Genomic DNA, 21,841 nt, shown 5'->3' on the forward strand with positions numbered 1-21,841 from the left:
TGGGTCAAGTTCACCGCGGTGTGACTTGGTCGATCCATTCTTGGGGGATCAGCTTTTCTCCGCCGCGCCAGTTGTGTTGCACGGAGTCCTGAAACCAGCCCTCGGGGAGGTTGGCGTGGTCGCAGACGATCACTTGCATGTCGGGTGCCAACTCGGTGACCACGTCGTAGATCAGGCGGAACAGTCGATCGACTGCTTCACGGTCGGTGTCCTGATCTGGTGTGCCCGATTTCTGGTCGACCTCGGAGCGATACCACACCTGGGTGGGCTGATCGAGCATGAGTAGCCGTGGGACCGGTCGGTGTTGTCGCACGAAGTAGCGGTGCAGTGCGAGGTGGGTGACGAGGTGGTAACCGACCCAGTTCTCCCCGCTACCGATGCGGAACAAGGGTGCGGGGCCCTGCTCGGTGTCCGTGACGACGGTGAGGCGGTTGAGATCGAGACGGACGCTTCCGCCGCGGTGCTCCAGCTGAAGCCGGTCGGCCCATCTGGTCATGTCTTGGCTGATGGTCACCAAGCGTGAGGTGAGTTGTTCGCGTTCCTCGGAAGGGTCAAGTTCGGCTTCGAGCGTGTGTACCTGATCGAGGGCCGCATCGTATTGGTGGCGTAGTCGCGCCAACTCGGCCTCGGAGCTGCCGGGGAGTGTGGTGAGCGTGGCGTGAATGCGGCCGCGGGTGAAGTCCCGTCGTGCGGTGTCGGGAAGCTGTTCGGTGACCGTCCCACTGGCGGTTAGCGACTGGATGGCGCCCTCGGCCGCTCTGAGCTGGTTCCGCAGCGAGGTGGCTCGCTCGTCCAGCGCCTGCAATGCTTCGCGTCGGGCCGGTCGGGCCGCGTCGACGCCGCTGAGCTGGTTGTTGAGCTGGACCAGACTCTGACGGAGTTGTTCTGGCGTGGGGTCCGGTTCGGCGAGCAACGAGCCGCACAGTGGGCACGGCTCTGCCCCGTCGTGGGTGCGGCTCGCCGGGGCCGCCTGGCCGTTGGTCGGCAGCCCCAGCAGGTTGAGGCTTGCCAGTCTGGCGGTCTGGACTCGGACGGCTCCGGCGAAGTCGGTTTCGGTGTCGTTCTGCTGCAGGAGCACGTCGCGTTCAGCGTTGAGAGCGCGAAGTCGGTCGCGTACCTGGTCGCGTTCCCGCTGCAAGGCGGCGACGCGCACGGCGGTTTCGGAGTCGGGTACTTCCGGCGCAGTGGACGCCGTGACCGCGGCGTGCAGGAGGGCAACGACGCTGGACCGCTGCGCCGGTTGCTCGGCGTCAACCATTCCGAGGGCGTGCGCTTCCCGCCACAGCGTTGCCAGACCCGCGTCAGCGGCCTCGCTCGCCCGGATCGCCTGCCGGTAGGCCGTTTCCGCACGGCGCAGCTCGCGGCGGGCCGCATGGAGCTGGGCTCGTTTGAGCGCCTGGTCTCGCGGTACCGCGCCGATGAAGTACGGGATGGTGTCTTTGAGGGTTTGGGCCATGCCCTGATCGCCTTGGCGGTGGAACAACAGGTCGCGGGCGGCGATTTCGCCTTGCCGCTGCAGGCACAGCAACGCGGCGTGTCCGATGTGCGCCTCGAGTGGATACCGCGCCGAGCCCACCGGCGGCTCGTGCAGATTCTCCTCGATGCCGATGCGGCGTCCGAGTTGCTCCCGAACGGCATCCGAGTCGGCGTTCACCACGAGATCGTCGAACTCTAGCGGGGTCAGGTCGGCACCGAATTCCAGCATCGCGCGTTGGGTTGACGCCTTGCCGATGTCAGGAGCGGGGCGTGCGACGAACGCTCGACCGCCGTCCAGGTCGAACAGCGCCGCGTACCAGGACACCGTGCTGGTGATCGGACCGATCGGCATTTGGAGCGTGTCGCGGCCCAGGCAGTACTCGACGATGTCGAGCAGGGCGCTCTTGCCTGTCTTCGACTCCCCGGTCACGATGTTGAGCGCCCCGGTGGTGAAACTGAGGACACGTCGGCGGCCGTGGTTGCTGTAGAGGATGATCGCTAGCAGCTGCACGTAATCAGGGTGTCACGCCGAGGACCGCGAAGACGGTCGCGGTGTTGTCAATCTTCGCCAACCAACGGCCGACGAAGTTCGCCCTGCGGAGGATGTCGGCGAGTTCATCGGGCATCTGGAAGCCTCTCGCCCGGCGGGTCCTACCTCCTAAAGTGTCTCCCTCCACAGTCAACACGCCATGGGCGAGGCCGAACCGCACACCTTCTCGCACCGGCTCGACAAGGCCCAGCGCCCGGAGCGGGAAGCCGGCACGCAGCAACGGATTACGAGAGGTCCACGTCGCGAGGTGCGTCCTGGTCGAGGTGGGTAGAGCCTGCCGGGTGCCCCGATGCAGCACCAATGGAACGATGATGAACCCCAACGCCCACGGCAACGCGCGTTGCGACTCCTTGCGGTACCCGTCCGCGGCGGTAGCGAGGATCACCGCGATCAGCGCGGGGTTCAACATCGCCGCCACGATCGGCGGCCGGTCAGTCCACAAGGTCACAGGGCCTCCCAGCGTCACGTACTGCTCCGGCGGGGATGCGCCCGCTCACCCGGCGACCTGCAACAACTGCTTGACACGGCTTTCGAAGTCCGGATGCCAACCGATCCGCCCCGCATCAGCTAGAACGTGACGTTTCCCGCGAACGAAAAACGGCTCGTTGTAACGCGCACGGACGGTGATGCCCGTCTGCGTCAGCAGCTGCCGCAGCATCTGCTTACCGGCCTCCTGCTTGGCAGCCTCGTCCGCGTCATCATCGAGCGTGTCGAGCATCCAGTCGAACTCACGCTCCCACTCATCGACAAGCTCAGCCTCAAACTTGGTCAGCTCAGCCACACCAATTAGATCCTCATCCAGCCACCGGACCGTCTGGGCATAAACGCGGTAGTAGTCCACGATCGCCTTCTGCAGGTTCCGCGGCGGATAGGCGACCCACTGCATCTGCTGCACGAACGTGTGGGTCCGGTACTCCGCGGCGACGGAGTCGACATCAACGTCCAGCAACTCGACCAGGGTGGGCAGCCTCTCGCTGGTGAACTGATCACGGATATCAGCGATCGCGGCTCGGGCCACACCAACATCGAGGCTACGCAGCCTCCCCTGCAACATCGCCAACGCCTGCTCATCCCACCACCGCCAGACCATCGCCAAGAACAGCTCCTCATGCCCCGTAGGCAGCGCCCAGCTCAGATGCGCGCGTACCAGGCTCGGCACGTCCTGGATGTGCGGCGAGCCATCGATAACACGGATCCTGGACAGGAAGGTCCGCCGGTCTCCCGGACCCAACGCGAGAAACTGCTCCCGGGCGCCTCTGGTCTGCGCCGAGGTCGTGTCTTTGGCGACCGCTTCAAGCCCGGCGAGGGCAGCGCGCTCATCGAGCGTCTCGGGTCGCAGGGCCGCAACCGCCGTGCCACCGCCCGCCGTCTGAGTCGTGACCAGCAGCAACTGCGGCCCGGACGCGTCGCCTGGCGCCGCGTCATCCATCCAAACCTTCAGCGTGCGCCACACATCCGGCGAGGTGTCAGTCAACGCCCGATGCGTGTGCTGATGGTGCTTGACCTGAAGCAGCTGCGTCGGGTTACCGTCCTCTTCCCACGCGACGTCGTCATGCAACTCCAGGGTGATGGACGCGTCTGGCCTATCACCCCCAGACCGCAGGAGCTCCACCAACGCCCACCAGGTCTGATGCTGGTAGCCGACCGCGTTGGGGGCAGCGCTATGCGTAGCCGGAGCCATAACCCGAGTTTCTACCCCTCCCAACGATCATGTCCAGCCGACGAACAGGGCCTTGACAAGGCTGACCCACCCCGCTGGAGTCGGTGGCGATCACCACCGCGAGCATGTCCGACCACCGAGGCTCCGCTCCCAGCGGCAGCGCGCAGCGAAGGTCCGGCAGCGTCCCACCGTGGTCCGCGGTCATCGCCGCGGACGGCCGCCGGTCGGGAGCGATGCCCAGGGCGAGAGCCGTCGCGGCCGGAACATCGGCGACCCATTCGCCGATCGCGGTGTACGAGTGGTAGCCGGCCACCACGGCGCACACCGCCGCGGTCACCACGACCGTCAGCGGATGTCGGATCCCTCGCCGGGCCGGCGGATCAGGCAGACCAGCAAGCGCGGCGGGCAGCCCACCAGCGGTTTCCGGCACGGTCAGAGCCGGTGCGCCACAACTGGTGCGTGTCGGGCCCGGATGGCGGCGAGTCGGTCGACCAGGTCGTTAACGGCGCTGTAGATCTCGTCTTCGGCCGGCCCGTGCGGATCCAGCCACGGATGGCCGTCCACCCGGTACCACTCCAGGGCTTCGTGGACGGCCTCGTTGACAGCGTAGTTGGCGTACCGGTCGATCCAGCCGGACTCGTCTCGCCCTGCGAACACGGTTTTGGCTACGCCGCTCTCTTCCGACCCGCCGTCATCGGTGGCGGGTGTGTCGTCGCGGGAGTCGTTCCAGTCGCCTGATGCGTTGATCTCTCCGTCGTAGGCGCACGGGATGTCGGGGCCGGTCAGTTCCCCTGGCATGAACTCGCGGCGCTTGAGGCTACGGGCGTAGGTGAGCTGGAAAGAGACGCGGGCGGCGGCGGCATCGGCCGGGGTTTTCATCGGGCACCCCAGGTTCTCAACGGTGAGGCGAATGATCTCGCCGTAGTCATCATCTTGTCCTATCCCGCCGTGCCATAGCCGTGACCCACAGCCATCAACGCGACCAAGTCCACAGTTACGCCGGGCAGGGTTATCGGGATAGGGCTGCGCTTCGGCAGGTCGGAGGAACCCGTCGAACCGAGCCAGCGGGTGACGCCGGCTAACTCCTTTCGGCCGATGAGTACGGTTGTGCGGATCACGTTTCCGGCGTCTGCGGGGAGGAACCCCACGTGCTTGACCACATCGTGTTCGCGGTGCCGGATCTCGCCGACGCGGTAGCGGGGTTCGAACGGCTGACCGGCGTCCGTCCAGTCAGGGGCGGTAGCCACGTCGGTCTCGGCACCGCGAACCATCTCGTCGGCCTGGGCGGCGCCGCGTACCTTGAGATCATTGGTCCGGACCCCGATCAACCCGATCCGGTCCAGCCACGCCCGTTCGGCATCGACCGGCTGACCGCCTCCCGGGTGGTCACCTGGTCGATCCGACCGCCGGATCTCGACCACGCCGTCGCAGCCGTGATCGCCCGCGGCTACGACCCGGGACCGCCCAGGACGATGTCGCGTCACACCTCGGACGGGAACCTCCTGACGTGGCGCCTGACCCCCGGTGCCGATGACCCAGCCGACGGGATCGTGCCATTCCTCATCGACTGGGGCACCACAGCCCACCCCACCACGACTGGGCTGCCGACGCTGCCGCTGCGGTCCCTGGAGGCCGAACACCCCGATCCCGCCCCGATCCGGAAGAGCCTGGCCGCCCTCGACATCGACCTGCTGGTCCGGCCCGGCCCGCAACCCCAACTGGTCGTCACGCTGCAAGGTCCGGACCGACCCATCGTGCTGAGCTGACCGCCGTCGGTCTGCCCACCACGATCCCGCGCTTCACCGCAGACCCCGATGACGTGCGAGCGCTGTCCCTGCGCCCGAACCCAGGTGGGGCCATCTGGGCTGGCCAGCGGCCCGCCCGAAGGTGAGTCACACCCGATACCCGCCGGGACAACACGTCCCACCGACACCGCCAGCTTCCGCAACATCACACGGACAGACCCGCGACAAGGCGGCGGTCGGAACACCGGCCGGCAGGCAAGATCACGCCCGCCCAAACCGCCGAGCACCCACGGAGCACCCACACATCCACAATGGACGCGAAAAAGACTCCGATCCGGCGTAAAACGCCAGGTCAGAGCCTTCATCGTTGGTGCGCCGCCAGGGACTCGAACCCCGAACCCGCGGATTAAGAGTCCGCTGCTCTGCCAGTTGAGCTAGCGGCGCTCGCTGACAACGGGAGAAACCTTAACACGGGCGCGCAGGGGCCCTCCAACCAGATACCCCCCGCCGGTGTCCAGCACCTCTATCGGGACAAAAGTCCCCATTCCGCCCAGACGTCCGGTGTCGGGGCACGAAACTATGGCCGTGATACGGCACGATGTCTGCGGGATTCGAGTGGACCGAGGTGGGGATGGGGAAGGTCACGCGGGCCTGGGCGACGGTTGTCGCCCTGGCCGTCGTCACGCCGCTTGGGACGGCGGCGTGCGGCAACGAGAACAAGAAACCGGGGCTCGTGAGCGGGTCGGCGGGCGCCAGCGCCAGTCCGACGCCGCCCGCCGAGCCGCTGGCGCTGGCCGTGACGCCGGCTGAGGGAGCGAAGAAGCAGCCGGTCAGCACGGAGATCGGTACGAAGGTCAGCGGCGGGAAGATCACGCAGGTCACCCTGACCGTCGCCGGTGGGGGCGAGGTCAAGGGTTCGCTGCGGGACGACGGCTCCTCGTGGGTGCCGGCCACCCCGCTGAAGTACGCGAAGACGTACACCGCCAAGGTCACCGCGACCACGCCGGCCGGGCAGAGCGAGACGAAGACGACCTCGTTCACCACCATGGCCAAGCCGGGCTCGGTCATCGGCTCCGGCCTCTACCTCTTCGACGACAGGACCTACGGCGTCGCCATGCCGGTGGTGGTGGAGTTCTCACCGGGCATCAAGGAGAAGGACCGGGCGAGGGTGCAGCGGCGGATGTTCGTCACGTCCGACCCGCCACAGCCGGGCGCCTGGCACTGGGTGGAGAACGGCACCCAGGCCTACTACCGGGGCAAGGAGTACTGGAAGCCGGGCACCACGCTCGACGTACGGATCGGGCTCGAGGGCATTCCGCTGAGCAACGGGCGGTACGGCAACGTCGACCGGAAGGCCACCGGCAAGATCGGCGACAGGTTCGAGATGAAGGTCGACAACAGGACCAAGAAGATGTCGGTCTACGAGGGGGGCAAGCTGGTCCGGACCATCCCGGTCAGCCTCGGCAAGAAGAGCACCCCCTCCTCCAGCGGCACCATGGTGGTGATGGAGAAGAAGGAGTCCACCGTCTTCGACACCCGCGACGACCCGGACCCGACGAACCGGTACGTCACCGACATCGACTTCGCGCAGCGGCTGACCTGGGGCGGGGAGTACATCCACGCCGCGCCCTGGTCCGTCGCCAACCAGGGTCGGCGCAACGTCTCGCACGGCTGTGTGAACGTCTCGACCGCCAACGCGCGCTGGCTCTTCGAGAAGACCAAGGTCGGTGATCCGGTGACGGTCAGCGGCACCGAGCGCAAGCTGGCCGCCGGCAACGGCTGGACCGCCTGGAACCTCTCCTGGGAGCAGTTCGTCAAGGGCAGCGCCATCCCCGTCACCGACGGCGGCGGCGCGGGACAGTCCGGCTAGCCGGACGGTCGGCGTACGGGTCGGCGGGCGCATGCCGAGGTCGTGACAAATGCCCGCCTACCCGTCCATACCAGTCCGCTCCACGGTGTTTCCCAGCACGGAGGGAAACGAAAACTTGCCGGCTGGCGTCATTGATAGAGGATGGCCGTGGGTACCGAGTGGGGAAACGGCCGTGGGAACACTGTGAGGGGATCATGCGAGCGAGCCGAGGACAGTTGAGGCGGTGTACCAGCGGAGCGGGGCCGGCATCCCGGCGGCTGCGGGCGGTGCGGGTGGCGACCTCGGTCCTGCTCGCCGGCGCCCTCGCCCTCACCGGGACCGCCTGCACCAGCGGCGGCAAGGATGGCGGGGGGTCGTCCTGGCAGGGCGGCGACCCGGAGCAGAAGCCCAAGGCCTCGGCCGCGATCACCGCGCCGGCCGCCGACGCGAAGGACGTGCCCGCGTCGGCGGAGATCGCCTTCACCAGCAAGGACGCCACCGAGACCACCGTCGAGGTCAAGGACGCGGCCGGTGCGGCCGTCGAGGGCACGCTCACCGCTGCCGGTACGTGGCTGCCGGAGGAGCAGCTCGACTACGGCACGACGTACACCGCGACCGTGACGGCGACCGGCGACGACGGCAAGCCGGCGACGGCGACCAGCACCTTCACCACGATGGCCAAGCCGGGCAAGCAGATCCGGGTGACCAGCTTCCTCGGTGACGGTCAGACGGTCGGGGTCGGCATGCCGCTGATCGTGAAGTTCAGCCGGGCGATCCCCGAGGACTACCGGGACGACGTGCAGCGCCGGATGACGGTGCGGGCGACCCCGGCCCAGGAGGGGATCTGGCGCTGGGTCAGCCCGACCGAGGTGCGCTACCGCCCCAAGACCTACTGGAAGGCCAACACCAAGGTCTTCTACAAGATCCAGGCAGGTGGTCTGCCGATGGGCGGCGGCTGGTACGGCCGGGCCGACCTCACCGTCGACGCCAAGGTCGGCGCGGCGGTGCTGATGACCGTGGACAACCGGACCAAGAAGATGACGGTCCAGAAGGACGGCCGGGTCGTCAAGACGATCCCGATCAGCCTCGGCAAGAAGAGCACCCCCTCCTCCAGCGGCACGATGGTGGTCATCGAGAAGCTGAGGAAGACCGTCTTCGACACCCGGGACGACCCGAACCCGGCGAACCGCTACGTCACCGACATCGAGTACGCCCAGCGGCTGACCTGGGGCGGGGAGTTCGTCCACGCCGCACCCTGGTCGGTCGCCTCGCAGGGCCGCACCAACGTCTCGCACGGCTGCGTCAACATGTCGACCGCGAACGCCTCCTGGCTGTTCAGCCAGACCAAGGTCGGCGACCCGATCGTGGTCAAGGGGACCGAGCGCAGGCTGGAGAACGGCAACGGCTGGACCGACTGGAACATGAGCTGGTCCGAGTACGTCAAGGGCAGCGCCATCCCGTACCAGGCACCCGGCGGCACCCCCTCGGGCGGGCCGTCGCCGCAGGCGAGCGCGACGACGACGCCATGACCCGGTAGAAGTGAGAAGGCCGGTCGGGGACTCCCCGACCGGCCTTCTTCGTGGGGTGACTGATGGGATTTGAACCCACGACACCCGGGACCACAACCCGGTGCTCTGCCAACTGAGCTACAGCCACCACGCGCGGAAACATCCGCAACGCCACACCCGGGAGTCGATCCTGGGCGGGGCGCCGACCAATGATAGCCACATCGCGACCTGCCCCGTCGACCGGGTTGGCCGAGCGGGGCGGGACGGCTCAGAGTTCGGCCGCGATCGCCTTGGCGGTGTCGACGTCCGGACCGGGCAACGGCACGAAGACCGTCCGGCGGTAGTACTCCAGCTCCCGGATGCTCTCCCGGACGTCGGCCAGGGCCCGGTGGGTCAGTCCCTTGGCCGGCTGGCCGAAGTAGACCCGGGGGTACCAGCGCCGGCACAGCTCCTTGATCGACGAGACGTCGATCATGCGGTAGTGCAGGTGCGCGTCGAACTTCGGCATGTCCCGGGCCAGGAAACCCCGGTCGGTGGAGATGGAGTTGCCGCAGAGCGGGGCGGTCCGCGGCTCCTTCACGAACGTGGTGATGTACTCCATCACCAGGTCCTCCGCCTCGCCGAGGGTCACCGCCGAGCGGCGCACCTCCTCGGTCAGACCGGACCGTTCGTGCATCGCCCGGACGATCTCCGGCATACCGTCCAACGCCTGCTCGTCGGCGTGGATGACGACGTCGACACCCTCACCGAGCACGTTGAGGTCCCGGTCGGTGACCAGGGCCGCGACCTCGATCAGCGCATCCTTGCCGAGGTCGAGCCCGGTCATCTCACAGTCGACCCAGACGAGAAGATCAGCCACGCCGCCCAGACTACGCGCAGCCCGGGGACCCGCGCCTCAACGCTGCGGACAGAACGGCCCGCTAGGGTTTTCCCGTGCCCCCCGATCCCACCGCGCCCCCGGACACCGTCGAGGACGATCCTGGCGGGCGGACCGCGCGTCAAATCGTCATCGTGGTGCTGATCGCCGCGGTGGTGCCCTTCCTCTACGCGCTGAACGCCCCGCACCACTTCTTCGACCTCAAGATCTACGTCAGTGCGACCCGCTGGTGGGCTGCGGGCAATCCGCTCTACGACTACGTACAGGCCGACGACGTCCAGGGTGAGCTGTACTTCACCTATCCGCCCTTCACCGCCCTGCTGCTGCGGCCCTTCGCCGACCTGCGGATCGGCGCCACCGTCGCTCTCTTCACCACGCTCACCGCGCTCGCGCTGGTGGTGACCACCTGGTGGCTGGTCTCGCCGGTCGCCCGCCGCCACGGTGTGTCCCGGTGGTTCGCGGCGGGGCTCGCCGTACCGCTGGTCTTCGCCGTGGAGAGCACCCGCGAGACGATCTTGTTCGGCCAGATCAACATGCTGCTGGTGGTGCTGGTCCTGGCCGACCTGCTCTTCGCCGTACCCCGGAAGTCGCGCTGGGCCGGCGTCGGGATCGGGCTGGCGACGGCGATCAAGCTCTATCCGGGCATCTTCATCGTCTACCTGCTCGCCACCCGGCGGTGGCGGGCGGCGCTGGTGGCGAGCGCCACGGCGGCCGGCGCGACACTGCTGGCGGCGGCGATCGCCCCCGGCGACTCCTGGCGGTTCTGGACCCACGAACTCTGGCTGACCGACCGGGTCGGCCGCCCCGACTACACCGGCAACCAGTCGCTGTACGGCCTGCTCAGCCGGTTCACCACGCCGGAGAGACCCCACCAGCTGCTCTGGCTGCTGCTGGTGGTCGCGATCGCCGGGTACGGGCTCTGGCGGGCGGCCCGGGCCGCCCGGGCCGGTGACGTCGTCGCCGGCCTGACCCTGACCGGGCTGGTCGGCATCCTGGTCTCACCGATCACCTGGCCCCACCACGCCTACTGGTTCATCCCGGCCCTGGTGGTGCTGGTCGACGTCGGGCTACGCCGGCCGGATCCGGCCGCCGGCCCGCCCGGCCGCCGCCGCCGGATCGCGCTGCTGGCACTCTCCGCACTGGTCACCGTCGTCATCGTGTACGGGGTGGTCTCGTACTACGACTGGGGGCGCGACTTCGACCGGACGAATGCCCCCGGCGAGTTCCTGCTGCGCAACCTCTACGTGCTGCTCGCCCTGCTGCTGCTGGTGGTGCTCCCCATCCGGCCGAACGCGACGGAGCCCCGCGCCGAACCCGTCGAGCCCCGGCGGGAGCCGAGCGTCCGGTAGGAGCAGAACTTGCACCAAATGGACAGATCTATCTAGTCCGCCCTGATGCGGCTAATCTAGTGCCAACACCAACAACGTCCCTTCGGTACACCGATCCCCCGGTGAGAGTGGCCTTCCGTGTCGGCAGCGCGGGGGGCCACTCGCCGCTCCGGCCCCGCCCTGCTCAGTGACTCGACGGCAGGCGATCGGAGCGCCGGGGCTCGTTGTCGTACCACCTCGACCGGTTCGGCGGCGTCCGGCCGGCCTGCGGCTGTTCCGCCGCCACCAGTTCCGCACCCGGACTCGCCGGTCGTACGGTGAGCAGCCGGAGCGGCTGGTTCTGCACCGCCGCCGGTACCGGGGCCGGCGCGGGCACGGGCGGCACCGGTGAGGGCACCGGAGGCATGGGGCGGGGCGGAGCCGGTGGCGGCGGCATCGGCGGGGTGGGTGCGGGCGCGGGTACCGGCACCGGCGCGGGCGCCGGCATGGGCTGCGCCGACACCGGCGCGACCGACATCGACGCCGAACCGGGCGGCGCGGACACCGGCGGCCCGACCGGCCCGGGAGGCGGCGGCCCGACCGGCCCGGGAGGCGGCGGCCCGACCGGCCCGGGAGGCGGCGGTGGCCCGACCGGCGCGGAGAGCCGCGTGCCCAGAAAGGGACTTGCCGAGGGCCAGCCGAGGCGGTCGGGCCGGGGCGTCGACACCGGCTCGTTCCTTCCGCCGAAGCCCATCAGCACGTCCGCCAGGGTCTCGGGCCGGTCCGGCGGTCTCGCCTCGGCAGCCGCCGTACGCTCCGCGTGGCCCGCCGCGGGCGGTGCCGGGCGGAACGGTATCGGCACCGTGTCGCGGATGCGTCGGGCCGAACCGTCCGCCGACGACCCCGCCGACCCGGACTGGGCCGGCTGCTCCGCCGGCCGCATCCCGCGCTCCGCCGGCCCGGGAACCTGCTCCGCCGGCCGGGAGAACTGTCCGGTCGATCGGGAGAACTGCGCCGCCCGCAGGGGGACCTGACCAGAAGGTTCGGACACCGGCCCGGCGGGGCCGGGCGTCCGAGCGGAGAACGTCCCCGCCTGGCCCGGCGGGCCCGGCGCCGTCTCCGGCGACCGGCCGACCTGGTCCAGGCTGGGCACGCCGAGCCGGGCGGCCAGCACCGGCACCTGGTCGGGTTCGACGACGAACACCACCTCGCGGGGCCGGACCGGCCGCACCGGCCAGGCCAGCAGGGCGATGCCCATCAGCGCCAGGAAGGCCCCGGCGGCCAGCGAGACCCGGGTGAGCGGCGCGAGCCACCCGGGACGTACCTCGGCCCGCAGGTCGACGCCGACGCCGGGCCGGGCCTCGGGGGACATCACGACCAGGCTGAGGCCGTGTCCGAAGACCTCGTCCGGGGCCAGGTCGAGCGCCCCGACACCGTGTCGGACCCAGAAGTTCTGTTCACCGGGGAGGCCGATCGCGGCACCGGCCGGCGGACGCTCCGCGGCGGTGACCCGCAGCGGCAGGCTCCCCCTGGTCAGGCTCACCCGGTCGACCCGGGTGTACGAGGTGGCGGAGAGATAGCGGGAAACCTCGGCAGCGGGCGCGAGCCCGACGAAGGCCGGATCCGGGCCGGTACGGGCGATGATCCGCAGCCCGGTCCGGCCGGTACGCACGAACGGCGCGTCCCGGCGCAGCAGCGAATCCAGATCCGGTACGACGATCGCGTGGCCGGCCGTCTCGACCCGTTCCAACGGGCCACCGAACGTCCCGCTGGGCCCGCGCTGCTGCCAGACGGTCCACAGTGCCCCACCCGCGAGCAGTACCGGCAGTCCGATCGTGAGCAGGAGTATCCCGGCGGTCAGCCGTACGAACCGCATTCGCGTCTCTCCTCTGGGTCGCAGTATCCGCCGACCATACCGAGCGAAATCGCTTGAACACGGATTATTGCCTGAAAACGCCGCTGGCCCGCCGACGGAGGTCGACGGGCCAGTGGACGTACCCCGGATCGGTTGCCGGGCGGGCCGGCGGAGAGCCCCCGGGAATCGCCGCCGAATCGGTGCGGACCGCGGCTCAGGCGGCTGGCGGAACGCTCGTCCGGCGGGCCCGCGCGAACGCCAGTCCGCCGAGCGCGAGTCCGCCGAGACCGGCGATCAGCCCGGCGATGCCCAGTCCGAGCGCGAGCGAGTTGTCGTCGTCCCCGGTCGACGCCGCCGCCTCCAGGTCGGGGGCCGGATCGGCGGGGGCCGACGTGGACGGCGCACCGGCGGCCGGCGCCGCGGCCAGCGTCAGCACCGGCGCGGGATCCTCCGGCGCCTCGCCACCGTTGGCCGCCGGCGGCTCGATCCAGCGCACCACGTTGCCGTCGGAGTAGTGCTGGAGCGCCCGGAACACCATCCGGTCGACCTTGGGCAGCGGTCCCATCTGGACCGGGAACTCCTGGTACTCGCCCGGCTTCACCGCCGCGCCGGAGGACGCCGTCCAAGTGATCTTGGAGACCGCCTCGGTGACCTGGCTGCCGTGCACCTCCAACGGCGGATCGATCTTGCGCTTCTCGACCGCGGCCGTCCAACCCGGCACCGGCTTGATGGCCGCCGTGGCGACCGGGGCGTCCTCGGGCATCGTCACCTCCACCTTGGTGGTGGCGGCGGTGTCGCTCTCGGTCGGCACCCGGAAGTTCACCACGGCGTAGCCCCCCTGGGTCGCCTCCTTCGGGTTCACCGTGACGTGTGCGGACGCCGGAGCGGCGAGTCCGAACACGCCGACCGCGCTGGCACCGAGGACGAGGGCGACGGCGGAGAGCGCGCCCCTGCGGTGACGGATCATGAATTACCTCTCTAGGTGATCGGCACGGTGGCGCTCACCGTGGCCTGGTCGATGTCGGAAATCCGGAGGGTGAAGCGGAGCTGCCAACTCCCCGGGGTCGGCAGGCTGATCTCCCCCGTGGCGTGGTTGTCGGTGAACGGCAGCAGCGGGACCTCGATCGGCTCGACGCCCTGGTCCGGCAGGGCGGCGGTGGCCCGCCACTCGATGACCCGCAGCGGCTTGTTCTCCGGGGTGAAGGCGTACAGGTGCACCGAGTTGCTGCCCACACCGGCCGGGCTCACCTCCACCTGCAACCGGTAGAGCTCGCTGGTCAGGGTGGTGGAGAAGAGGTCCCGGGCGGCGTCCTCGGCACCGGCCGTCCGGGCCGGCGGGGTCTGCACGAGCACCGCGGAGAGCGCCAGCACGACGGCGGTGATCGCCAGCTCGACCCAGACCGCGCGACGCATCCGGCCGGGTCGGGCCGCCCGGTCCGACCGGAGGTCCGGCTCGGAGCCGTCGGGCTCGTCCGGCCCGTCGGGCCCGGCGTCCTCAGCGTGCTCGGCATGCTCATCCAGCTCGGCATGCTCGTCGGGCTCGGCGTCCTCGGCCAGCTCGGCGGGGTCCGCCAGCTCACCGACGAGGGCGCGCCGCACCAGCTGCCGGGAGTACGCCGCGACCGCGATGGCCAGCCCGAAGAGGACGACCTTGGCAATGATCAGCCGGCCGTACGTGGTCGAGACGAGCGCGCTGGGCGTGCTCACCTCGATCAGGGCCTGTACGACGCCGGCGAGCAGCAGGGCGGAGACCGCCACCGTCGCCCAGCGGGACCAGACCGGCAGGATCGCGTCGAGTTCCCGGTCGTTCGCCTGCCGGAGCAGGAAGACGGCGAGCATCACCAGGCCACCGAGCCAGACCGCCATGCTGGCCAGGTGGACGGTGTCGACCACGACCGAGACCGCCGGCACCGGCGACGCGGCAGCGTGCCCGGCGATGGGCCAGGTCGCCAGCCCCGCCACCCCGAGGACGACCAGCAGGATGTGGTCGCTCTTTCCGGCCCGCCCGGTCAGCAGCGGGCGGAGCAGGATGGCCGCCGCCGCCAGGATGCCCAACCGGACCAGCAGAGCCGCCCCGAACGCGCTGCCGAGTACGTCGCCGAAGCCGCTGCCGCTGACCGCGAACAACCCGCCTCCGGCGGCGTAGGGCACCTGGAGCCAGATCGAGGCCAGGGTCGAGAGGGCGATCAGTCCCACACCGGTCCAGGCCAGCCGGGCCGGGCCGCGCCGGTCGAGCCGCCGGGGCCAGAGCAGGCTGAGCACCAGCACCGGACCGACCAGCAGGAGCAGGCCGGCGTACCCGAGGTACTTGGCGACCCGTACCGCCACGTCGACCGCCGGGTGCACCCCGTCGGTACCGCTGTCGGTGGGCGGCGTCGACGGCGCACCCACCGAGTAGGTGTACGCGCCGGCGACCGGGTGGCTGTCCGCGGAGATCACCCGATAGCTGACCAGGTACGTGCCGGACGGGCCGGCCTGGTCGACCGGGATGGTGACGATCGCGCCGTTGAACGTCGGCTCGCCCCGGTCCACCCGCTCTCCGTCCGGACCCAGCACGCGGATCTTGTCCGGGACCTTCCGGACGGCCTCGCTGAAGGTGAGCACGACCTCGGCCGGCGCGCCCGGCAGCACCGCCCCGGCGGGCGGGCTGCTGCTGACCAGGACGGCGTGTGCGCTGGCCGGGGTGGCTGGGCCGAGCAGCAGGGCCAGGGCGGCCAGCAGCAGGCCGAGGGTCGCCCCGGCGCGCGTCAGCCGACGGCGGTTCGCAGCAGTCATGCGAGACATGCTCGCCGAACCACCCCACCCGGCGCGACCTCGGGTGCCCGGCGGCCGTCCGCCCCCGGGGCGGCATCGGCCCGCGACGCCGCCGCCCCTCGATCCAGATCCCCTGCCACGTCTCGATAGTCGGCGGCCCACCCCGGAAAGTTCCCGGCGTGTCCGGCCTTTTCCGATCGACCGCCGGGACGGGTTCCGATCGGCCCGGTGGGGCGGGTCCCGGACGGCCCGGAGGGCGGGTTCCGGTCGACCCGGTGGGCGGGAAGGTCGATCACCGCTCCCGACCGGAAGGGTCCGCGTACCGTAAGTGACCGTGATTCCACCCACGGCGATGACGGAACTGACGGAAAGCTCACCACGGCTGCCCGGAACTTCCGGGCAGGTCGGGACGACCAGTGATCGTGACTGAGCGTGTGACAGGAACCAGCCGCTGGCTGACCGCCCGCCCCTGGATCGGTACCGCCGCCCGGCTGGGTCTGGCCGCCGTGTGGCTCGTCGCCGGCGCCTCCAAGATCGGGGACCTCGCCGCCTCCGGCCGGGCGGTCAACGCCTACCAGGTGTTCCCGTACGACCTGGCGGTGGTGATCGGAGCCGCCCTGCCCTTCGTGGAGCTCGCCCTCGGCGTACTCCTGTTGATCGGGCTCGCGACCCGGCTGGTCGCGGGCGTCTCCGCCGTACTGCTGGTGGTCTTCATCGCCGGGATCGCCTCGGCCTGGGCGCGCGGCCTCTCGATCGACTGCGGCTGCTTCGGCAGCGGCGGCGACCTGGCCGCCGGACAGGACCCGACGTACGGCACGGAGATCCTCCGGGACCTGGCGTTCCTGGTGCTCGCCGGTTTCCTGCTGGCCTGGCCGCGTACCCCGTTCTCGGTGGACGCCGCGACCGGCCGCGCCCCACTGGAAGACAGCGAGGAAGAGACGCAATGAACAGCAAGAACCCGAAGGGGCGGGGTCGCCCCGCCCGCGTGGTCCGGGAACAGCTCGCCCGGGAGCGACGGCGCAAGCGGACGCTCTGGACCTCGGCGGCCGCCGCCGTCCTGCTCGTCCTCGCCGGCCTGATCGGGTGGGGCATCTACCGCAGCCAGCAGTCCGGCGACTTCACCCCGCCGGCCGGCGCCAACCCCGACGGCACCGGCGTGGTGCTCGGCTCCGGCCCGGTCCCGGTCGACGTCTACGAGGACTTCATCTGCCCCATCTGCCGCACCTTCGAGCAGCAGGCCGGCGGCACCCTGGACCAACTCGTCGCGCAGGGCCGGGTGAAGGTGACCTACCACCCGGTCGCCTTCCTGAACCGCTTCTCCAGCACGCAGTACTCGACCCGGTCGTCCGCGGCCGCCGGCTGCGCCGCCGAGGGCGGCAAGTTCCGGGAGTACGTCCGGGCGCTGTTCGACCGGCAGCCGCCGGAGGGCAGCGCCGGGCTGACCGACAACGAGTTGATCGACATCGGCGCCGGGGTGGGGCTGGGCCGGGACAGTTTTGGCAACTGCGTCCGGGCGAATACCTTCGAACCATGGACCGAGCACGTGACGGACGCGGCGAGCCGGGCCGGCGTCACGGGCACGCCGACCGTGCTGGTCGCCGGCAAGCAGGTACAGGCCAGCGCCGAGGCGATCACCGCGGCGGTGGCGGCCGCCGGGCGGTGAGCCGGCACGGCGTGCTCCGGGCCCGCCCGACCCAGCTCCTCGGGGCCCTGGTCGCGGGGCTGCTCGGGGCGCTCGCGCTCGCCGCCCCGGCCGCCGCGCACGGTGCGGACGCCCCGGACGGCACCAACTACCGCAGCACGGTGCGGGGGGTCAACCCGCAGGTGCCGGGCCTCACCGTACGGGTGATCGAGGCGGGCGCCCGGCTGGAACTGCTCAACCACACCGGGCGCACGATCGAGGTGCTCGGGTACGCCGGTGAGCCGTACCTGGAGATCCGCCCCGACGGCGTGTACGAGAACAGCCGCTCCCCGGCCACGTACCTCAACCGCACCCTGGACGGGGAGACCGGGATCCCGGCCGGTGCCGATCCGAGCCAACCGCCGTCCTGGCAGCGGGTCGGCACCGAGCCGTTGGCGCGCTGGCACGACCAGCGCAGCCGCTGGACCGGGTCCGGGCAACCACCGGCCGTCGCGGCGGCACCGGAGCAGGAGCACCGGATCCGGGACTGGGTGGTGCCCCTGCGCGACGGCACCACCGCGCTGGAGCTGCACGGCAGCCTGGACTGGCTACCTCCACCGGATCCGTTCCCCTGGTGGGCGCTGAGCCTGCTGGGCGGCCTCGCGGTGGGCGCCCTCGGCCTGCTGCCCGGGGCCTCCCGCGCGGGTCGGGCCGGCACGGTCGCCCTGGCCGCGCTCGCCGGCCTGGGCGGGGTCGCCGCCATCGGTTTCGCGCTCGGCCGTGGCGCGGATGCGGGAACCGGCGCCCTGCTCGGCGTGCTGTTCGGCGGGCAGCTCTGGCCGACCCTCACCGGCCTCGGCGCGCTCGCCGCCGGGGCGTACGCGATCTCCCGGCGGCCGGCGGCGGACTTCGCGCTCGCGCTGGCCGGCACCGGTCTGGCCCTGTTCGCCGGCGTGACGAACGCGGCCGTCTTCCTCCGGTCGGTGGTGCCGGTGCCGTGGCCGGCGGGGGCGGCCCGGCTGCTGGTCGCGCTGGTGATCGCGATCGGGGCCGGGCTCACCATGGCCGGTGTGCTGCGGCTGCGGGCGACCCGGCCGGTGGACCCGGCCGCACCGGAGGATCCGGTGGCGGCCTCGCCGCGCGCCGGCCTGCGGACGGCCGAGGGCGGTTAGGAAGGGGCCCTTCCTCTACCGGAAGCGATAAGCGGGGGCCCTTCCTTACCCGCCGGCGGCGAGTTGCCGGGCCGCCAGCGCCGGGTCGAAGCCGTAGGGCAGCTCCAGCCGGTGCCGGGCCAGCAGGTCGGTGTCGGCGAGCAGGTCGGCGGTCGCCCCGTCCGCGGCGATCCGGCCGTCGTCGAGGATGACCGCCCGGTCACAGAGCTCCAGCGCGTACGGCAGGTCGTGGGTGACCATCAGCAGGGTCACCGGCAGCCCCCGCAGGATGGCGGCCAGTTCGCGTCGGGCGGCGGGGTCGAGGTTGGAGGAGGGCTCGTCGAGGACCAGGACCTCGGGGTGCATCGCCAGCACGGTGGCCACCGCCACCCGGCGGCGCTGGCCGAACGACAGGTGCTGGGGGGCCCGGTCCCGGTGCTCGGCCATGCCGACCGCGGCGAGCGCCTCCTCCACCCGGGCGGCCAGTTCGGCGCCGCGCAGGCCGAGGTTCGCCGGGCCGAACGCCACGTCCTCGGCGACGCTCGGCATGAAGAGCTGGTCGTCGGGGTCCTGGAAGACGATGCCGACCCGGCGCCGGATCTCGGCCAGGGTGGACCGCTCCCGGCTGACCGCGAGCCCGCCGACGGTCACCGTGCCGGCCCCGGCGGAGAGGATGCCGTTGAGGTGCAGCACCAGGGTGGTCTTGCCCGCGCCGTTCGGGCCGAGCAGGGCCACCCGCCCGCCCCGGGGCACGGTCAGGTCGACCCCGCGCAGCGCGACCTGGCCGTCGGGGTAGCTGAACCGCAGGCCGCGGACGTCCAGCGACGGTACGGCGGTTACGGCGGCCGAGGACGCCGGCGCGTCGGGGCGGGACGTCCGGGGCGGGGACGCCCCGGGCCCGGGCAGGGGCTCCACGTGCCCGATCATCGCAGCACCACCGCGGTGGCGGCGATGCCGGTCGCGGCGAGCGGCACCGTCGCCGCGACCAGCCAGTGCCGGACCCGCGCCGCCCCGTCGTCCCGCCAGGCCGCCGGCATCCTGCCCTGGTAGCCCCGGGACACCATCGCCAGGTAGACCCGCTCGCCCCGCTCGAACGCGCGGAGGAAGAGCGCGCCCACCCCGACGGCGAAGCCGCGCAGCTGCCACAGGAACCTCGGATCGTCGCCCCGGGAGAGCCGGGCGACCCGCATCCGCTGTGCCTCGCCGACCAGCACGTCGAGGTAGCGGAGCATGAAGGTGGCGATCTGGGTCAGGATCTGCGGGCAGCGCAGCCGGTCCAGGCCCAGCAGCAGGTCCCGCATCGTGGTGGTGCCGGCGAGCAGGAGCGAGGCGAGCACTCCGAGGGTCCCCTTGGCGATGATGTTCCAGCCGCCGTAGAGCCCGTCCACCGAGAGCTGCAACCCCAGCCACTCGACCCGCGCGCCCGCGCCGAGGAACGGCAGCGCGAAGGCGAAGGCCACGAACGGCAGCTCGATCAGCGAGCGGGTGACCAGCCAGCGGGCGCCGACCCGGGCGAGGGCCGCCACGAGGGCGATCAGCCCGGCGTAGCCGGCGAACGCCCAGAAGGCCTCGCGCGGGGTGGCGACCACGGCGAGGGTGAAGGCCACCATCGCCGCGATCTTGACCTCCGGTGGCAGCCGGTGCACCGGCGAGGTCCGCTCCCGGTACAGCACGTGCGCGTGCCCGGCACCCACCCGGTCCCCTACTCCCCGGTGCCGGTCCCGGCGGCGGGGCCGGCGTCCGCACGGTCGGCGCCGGGGCGGCGCCGGACCAGCCAGAACAGCCCGCCGCCGACGGCGAAGGTGAGGAGCACGCCGAGCACCCCGGACAGCCCGGTGGAGAGGTACGGGTTGTCGACGCCCCGTACGCCGTAGTCGGCCAGCGGGGAGTCGGCCAGCTCGTGCTCCCTGGTCTCCTGCGCCGGGCAGCTGCCGCCGGTGATGTTGTCCTCGGCGTCGAAGGTGCAGCCCTTGCGCAGCGACGAGTCCAGACCGTCGGGGTGGGCCGAGGCGAAGTTGCTGACCACCCCGGCGAGGAGCAGGGCGACGAGCAGCCCGCCGAGGATGAAGGCCCCGGAACGCCGGGTGATCGTCATCGCACACCTCCGGTGACCGGCACGGCGTCGGCCGCCGCCGGCACCGGCCGCAGGCCGCGCAGGGCGTAGACCAGGTCGGGTCGGACCTTGGCCACGGTGACCACGGTGGTCGCGGTGATCAGCCCCTCACCGATGCCGATCAGCAGGTGGACCCCGGCCATCGTGCCGGCCAGCCCGCCGAGGCTGCTGCCGACGTCGGTGGTGCCGCCGAGCCAGTACTGGAGGACGAAGCCCTGCGAGGCGACCAGCACGCTGACCACCGAGGCGACGAAGGCGGTCACCCCGAGCCCGTTGACGGTGCGCGGCAGGAGGCGCAGCAGCAGGGCGACCAGCAGGTAGGCGACGGCCGTACCGAGGATCGCCATGTTGGTGATGTTCAGGCCCAGCATCGCCACCCCGCCGTCACCGAAGATCAGCGACTGCACGATGAGGACCACGGCCACGCAGAGCGCACCGACCCAGGGCCCGACCAGTACCGCCGCCAGCGCCCCGCCGAGCAGGTGCCCGCTCACCGCGCCGCTGAAGATCGGGAAGTTGAGCATCTGCACGGCGAAGATGAACGCGGCGACCAGGCCGGCCATCGGCGCCAGCCGGTCGTCCAGGTCCTGCCGCCCACGGGCCACGCAGAGCGCGAGCACCACCAGCGCGAACACGGCGAAGACCGCTGCCACCGGACCGTTGACGATCCCGTTCGAGATGTGCATCGCCAGACTGTCCACGTCACCTCCCCTGTCCCCGGCACGGGATCCGCCGCGCCGGCCGGCTCAGCCTATGGGCCGGCCACAACAGTTGCCAATACTTTGCAAGAGGCGTACACCACGCGCAATCTCGGATCCACCGGGCGATAGGGTCCAGGTCATGACCTCGCCCTCCCCGCTCGCGCCCGGCGACGCCGCGCCCGACTTCAGCCTCCCCACCGACAGCGGTGAGACGCTCTCGCTGACGGAGCTGCGCGGTCGCAAGGTGGTGCTCTACGCGTACCCGGCCGCGATGACGCCGGGCTGCACCAAGCAGGCCTGCGACTTCCGGGACTCGCTCGCCTCCCTGCAGGCGGCCGGCTACGAGGTGGTCGGCATCTCACCGGACAGCCCGGACCGGCTGGCGAAGTTCCGCGAGCGCGACGCCATCACGTTTCCGCTGGTCGCCGACGCCGACAAGGCCGTGCTGACCGCGTACGGCGCCTACGGCGAGAAGCAGTCCTACGGACGTACGGTCACCGGGGTGATCCGCTCCACCTTCGTCATCGACGAGCAGGGCCGGATCGAGCGGGCGCTCTACAACGTCAAGGCCACCGGGCACGTGGCCAAGCTCCGCCGCGACCTCGGCCTGGACTGACGCCTGCCGTCGCCGGGACCGGCCCGCCGGGGGAGCACCTGGACCGAGCCGCCGCGCG

At 71.2% G+C, this 21,841-nt stretch carries 21 protein-coding genes and 2 tRNA genes; 8 read left to right on the forward strand and 15 right to left on the reverse strand.

The features are described 5' to 3' along the window. Nucleotides 1–10: 10 nt before the first annotated feature. The 5 genes from ACQEUR_RS18335 to ACQEUR_RS18355 all read right to left on the reverse strand — a co-directional run bounded on the left by ACQEUR_RS18335 (nucleotide 11) and on the right by ACQEUR_RS18355 (nucleotide 4,565). The gene (locus ACQEUR_RS18335; protein WP_433032402.1) at nucleotides 11–1,987 is read right to left on the reverse strand and encodes a DUF3732 domain-containing protein; all 1,977 of its coding nucleotides are present in this window, start codon (nucleotides 1,985–1,987) and stop codon (nucleotides 11–13) included. Nucleotides 1,988–1,991: 4 nt separating this feature from the next. Beyond that, on the reverse strand, nucleotides 1,992–2,474 hold the full coding sequence (locus tag ACQEUR_RS18340) for a three component ABC system middle component (protein ID WP_433032405.1): 483 nt from the start codon (nucleotides 2,472–2,474) through the stop codon (nucleotides 1,992–1,994). A 45-nt stretch (nucleotides 2,475–2,519) separates the two neighbouring features. Further along, nucleotides 2,520–3,707: an ABC-three component system protein gene (locus ACQEUR_RS18345; protein WP_433032408.1), complete on the reverse strand. Its 1,188-nt coding sequence runs from the start codon at nucleotides 3,705–3,707 to the stop codon at nucleotides 2,520–2,522. Continuing rightward, nucleotides 3,688–4,026, reverse strand: a complete 339-nt coding sequence (locus ACQEUR_RS18350) for a hypothetical protein (protein ID WP_433032411.1) — start codon at nucleotides 4,024–4,026, stop codon at nucleotides 3,688–3,690. Before ACQEUR_RS18350 ends, ACQEUR_RS18345 begins: the two co-directional genes overlap by 20 nt. A gap of 92 nt (nucleotides 4,027–4,118) precedes the next feature. Beyond that, the gene (locus ACQEUR_RS18355; protein WP_433032413.1) at nucleotides 4,119–4,565 is read right to left on the reverse strand and encodes a hypothetical protein; all 447 of its coding nucleotides are present in this window, start codon (nucleotides 4,563–4,565) and stop codon (nucleotides 4,119–4,121) included. Between the two features lie 269 nt (nucleotides 4,566–4,834). Here ACQEUR_RS18355 and ACQEUR_RS18360 point away from each other — a divergent pair, with 269 nt between their 5' ends. After that, on the forward strand, nucleotides 4,835–5,452 hold the full coding sequence (locus tag ACQEUR_RS18360; protein WP_433032416.1) for a VOC family protein: 618 nt from the start codon (nucleotides 4,835–4,837) through the stop codon (nucleotides 5,450–5,452). A 347-nt stretch (nucleotides 5,453–5,799) separates the two neighbouring features. Here the strand turns inward: ACQEUR_RS18360 and ACQEUR_RS18365 are convergent. After that, a tRNA-Lys gene (locus ACQEUR_RS18365) sits at nucleotides 5,800–5,875 on the reverse strand. A 187-nt stretch (nucleotides 5,876–6,062) separates the two neighbouring features. Between ACQEUR_RS18365 and ACQEUR_RS18370 the strand changes: the two genes are divergently transcribed. Both ACQEUR_RS18370 and ACQEUR_RS18375 read left to right on the forward strand, forming a co-directional pair. Next, on the forward strand, nucleotides 6,063–7,301 hold the full coding sequence (locus ACQEUR_RS18370) for an Ig-like domain-containing protein (RefSeq protein ID WP_433032419.1): 1,239 nt from the start codon (nucleotides 6,063–6,065) through the stop codon (nucleotides 7,299–7,301). A 194-nt stretch (nucleotides 7,302–7,495) separates the two neighbouring features. Then, the gene (locus tag ACQEUR_RS18375; protein ID WP_433032421.1) at nucleotides 7,496–8,809 is read left to right on the forward strand and encodes an Ig-like domain-containing protein; all 1,314 of its coding nucleotides are present in this window, start codon (nucleotides 7,496–7,498) and stop codon (nucleotides 8,807–8,809) included. Nucleotides 8,810–8,860: 51 nt separating this feature from the next. Here the strand turns inward: ACQEUR_RS18375 and ACQEUR_RS18380 are convergent. Both ACQEUR_RS18380 and orn read right to left on the reverse strand, forming a co-directional pair. Further along, a tRNA-His gene (locus tag ACQEUR_RS18380) sits at nucleotides 8,861–8,936 on the reverse strand. A 120-nt stretch (nucleotides 8,937–9,056) separates the two neighbouring features. Next, the gene (gene orn, locus ACQEUR_RS18385; protein WP_433032424.1) at nucleotides 9,057–9,647 is read right to left on the reverse strand and encodes an oligoribonuclease; all 591 of its coding nucleotides are present in this window, start codon (nucleotides 9,645–9,647) and stop codon (nucleotides 9,057–9,059) included. 74 nt (nucleotides 9,648–9,721) lie between these two features. Here orn and ACQEUR_RS18390 point away from each other — a divergent pair, with 74 nt between their 5' ends. Beyond that, entirely contained in the window at nucleotides 9,722–11,014 is a 1,293-nt protein-coding gene (locus tag ACQEUR_RS18390; RefSeq protein ID WP_433032427.1) for a glycosyltransferase family 87 protein, read from the forward strand. A gap of 163 nt (nucleotides 11,015–11,177) precedes the next feature. Here the strand turns inward: ACQEUR_RS18390 and ACQEUR_RS18395 are convergent, their stop codons facing one another. The 3 genes from ACQEUR_RS18395 to ACQEUR_RS18405 form a co-directional block, all read right to left on the reverse strand. Then, on the reverse strand, nucleotides 11,178–12,848 hold the full coding sequence (locus tag ACQEUR_RS18395) for a hypothetical protein (protein ID WP_433032430.1): 1,671 nt from the start codon (nucleotides 12,846–12,848) through the stop codon (nucleotides 11,178–11,180). Between the two features lie 193 nt (nucleotides 12,849–13,041). Continuing rightward, nucleotides 13,042–13,794 (reverse strand): YcnI family copper-binding membrane protein, encoded by a 753-nt coding sequence (locus tag ACQEUR_RS18400; protein WP_433032433.1) that lies wholly within the window; start codon nucleotides 13,792–13,794, stop codon nucleotides 13,042–13,044. A gap of 11 nt (nucleotides 13,795–13,805) precedes the next feature. Next, nucleotides 13,806–15,611 carry a copper resistance CopC/CopD family protein gene (locus ACQEUR_RS18405; RefSeq protein WP_433032436.1) on the reverse strand — a complete coding sequence of 602 codons (1,806 nt, stop codon included), beginning with the start codon at nucleotides 15,609–15,611 and terminating at the stop codon, nucleotides 13,806–13,808. Nucleotides 15,612–15,997: 386 nt separating this feature from the next. Here ACQEUR_RS18405 and ACQEUR_RS18410 point away from each other — a divergent pair, with 386 nt between their 5' ends. Genes ACQEUR_RS18410 through ACQEUR_RS18420 form a run of 3 tightly spaced genes read left to right on the forward strand, consistent with a single transcriptional unit; the run spans nucleotide 15,998 to nucleotide 18,374 of the window. Continuing rightward, nucleotides 15,998–16,528 (forward strand): DoxX family protein, encoded by a 531-nt coding sequence (locus tag ACQEUR_RS18410; protein ID WP_433032439.1) that lies wholly within the window; start codon nucleotides 15,998–16,000, stop codon nucleotides 16,526–16,528. Further along, complete coding sequence (locus ACQEUR_RS18415) at nucleotides 16,525–17,244, forward strand: DsbA family protein (RefSeq protein WP_433032442.1); 720 nt, start codon at nucleotides 16,525–16,527, stop codon at nucleotides 17,242–17,244. Before ACQEUR_RS18410 ends, ACQEUR_RS18415 begins: the two co-directional genes overlap by 4 nt. Continuing rightward, nucleotides 17,241–18,374 (forward strand): hypothetical protein, encoded by a 1,134-nt coding sequence (locus ACQEUR_RS18420; protein WP_433032445.1) that lies wholly within the window; start codon nucleotides 17,241–17,243, stop codon nucleotides 18,372–18,374. Before ACQEUR_RS18415 ends, ACQEUR_RS18420 begins: the two co-directional genes overlap by 4 nt. A 45-nt stretch (nucleotides 18,375–18,419) precedes the next feature. Here the strand turns inward: ACQEUR_RS18420 and ACQEUR_RS18425 are convergent, their stop codons facing one another. From ACQEUR_RS18425 to ACQEUR_RS18440, 4 genes are read right to left on the reverse strand one after another with little or no spacing between them, the layout of a single operon-like run. Further along, nucleotides 18,420–19,280, reverse strand: a complete 861-nt coding sequence (locus ACQEUR_RS18425) for an energy-coupling factor ABC transporter ATP-binding protein (RefSeq protein ID WP_433032448.1) — start codon at nucleotides 19,278–19,280, stop codon at nucleotides 18,420–18,422. Further along, on the reverse strand, nucleotides 19,277–20,047 hold the full coding sequence (gene cbiQ, locus ACQEUR_RS18430) for a cobalt ECF transporter T component CbiQ (protein WP_433032451.1): 771 nt from the start codon (nucleotides 20,045–20,047) through the stop codon (nucleotides 19,277–19,279). Before cbiQ ends, ACQEUR_RS18425 begins: the two co-directional genes overlap by 4 nt. 8 nt (nucleotides 20,048–20,055) lie before the next feature. Continuing rightward, on the reverse strand, nucleotides 20,056–20,442 hold the full coding sequence (locus tag ACQEUR_RS18435; protein WP_433032485.1) for a PDGLE domain-containing protein: 387 nt from the start codon (nucleotides 20,440–20,442) through the stop codon (nucleotides 20,056–20,058). A 2-nt stretch (nucleotides 20,443–20,444) separates the two neighbouring features. Continuing rightward, the gene (locus tag ACQEUR_RS18440; protein WP_433032454.1) at nucleotides 20,445–21,167 is read right to left on the reverse strand and encodes an energy-coupling factor ABC transporter permease; all 723 of its coding nucleotides are present in this window, start codon (nucleotides 21,165–21,167) and stop codon (nucleotides 20,445–20,447) included. 139 nt (nucleotides 21,168–21,306) lie between these two features. Here ACQEUR_RS18440 and bcp point away from each other — a divergent pair, with 139 nt between their 5' ends. Then, the gene (gene bcp / locus ACQEUR_RS18445; RefSeq protein ID WP_433032457.1) at nucleotides 21,307–21,783 is read left to right on the forward strand and encodes a thioredoxin-dependent thiol peroxidase; all 477 of its coding nucleotides are present in this window, start codon (nucleotides 21,307–21,309) and stop codon (nucleotides 21,781–21,783) included. Nucleotides 21,784–21,841: the final 58 nt, after the last annotated feature.

This window comes from Plantactinospora sp. CA-290183 (assembly GCF_050936375.1).
Classification (GTDB): Bacteria; Actinomycetota; Actinomycetes; order Mycobacteriales; family Micromonosporaceae; genus Plantactinospora.

Coding starts and splice junctions, on each gene's coding strand:
- ACQEUR_RS18345 (WP_433032408.1), bottom strand. CDS start 3,707: ATGGCTCCGGCTACGCATAGCGCTGCCCCCAACGCGGTCGGCTACCAG.
- ACQEUR_RS18355 (WP_433032413.1), bottom strand. CDS start 4,565: ATGAAAACCCCGGCCGATGCCGCCGCCGCCCGCGTCTCTTTCCAGCTC.
- ACQEUR_RS18370 (WP_433032419.1), top strand. CDS start 6,063: ATGGGGAAGGTCACGCGGGCCTGGGCGACGGTTGTCGCCCTGGCCGTC.
- ACQEUR_RS18375 (WP_433032421.1), top strand. CDS start 7,496: ATGCGAGCGAGCCGAGGACAGTTGAGGCGGTGTACCAGCGGAGCGGGG.
- ACQEUR_RS18395 (WP_433032430.1), bottom strand. CDS start 12,848: ATGCGGTTCGTACGGCTGACCGCCGGGATACTCCTGCTCACGATCGGA.
- ACQEUR_RS18400 (WP_433032433.1), bottom strand. CDS start 13,794: ATGATCCGTCACCGCAGGGGCGCGCTCTCCGCCGTCGCCCTCGTCCTC.
- ACQEUR_RS18405 (WP_433032436.1), bottom strand. CDS start 15,611: ATGTCTCGCATGACTGCTGCGAACCGCCGTCGGCTGACGCGCGCCGGG.
- ACQEUR_RS18415 (WP_433032442.1), top strand. CDS start 16,525: ATGAACAGCAAGAACCCGAAGGGGCGGGGTCGCCCCGCCCGCGTGGTC.
- ACQEUR_RS18425 (WP_433032448.1), bottom strand. CDS start 19,280: ATGATCGGGCACGTGGAGCCCCTGCCCGGGCCCGGGGCGTCCCCGCCC.
- bcp (WP_433032457.1), top strand. CDS start 21,307: ATGACCTCGCCCTCCCCGCTCGCGCCCGGCGACGCCGCGCCCGACTTC.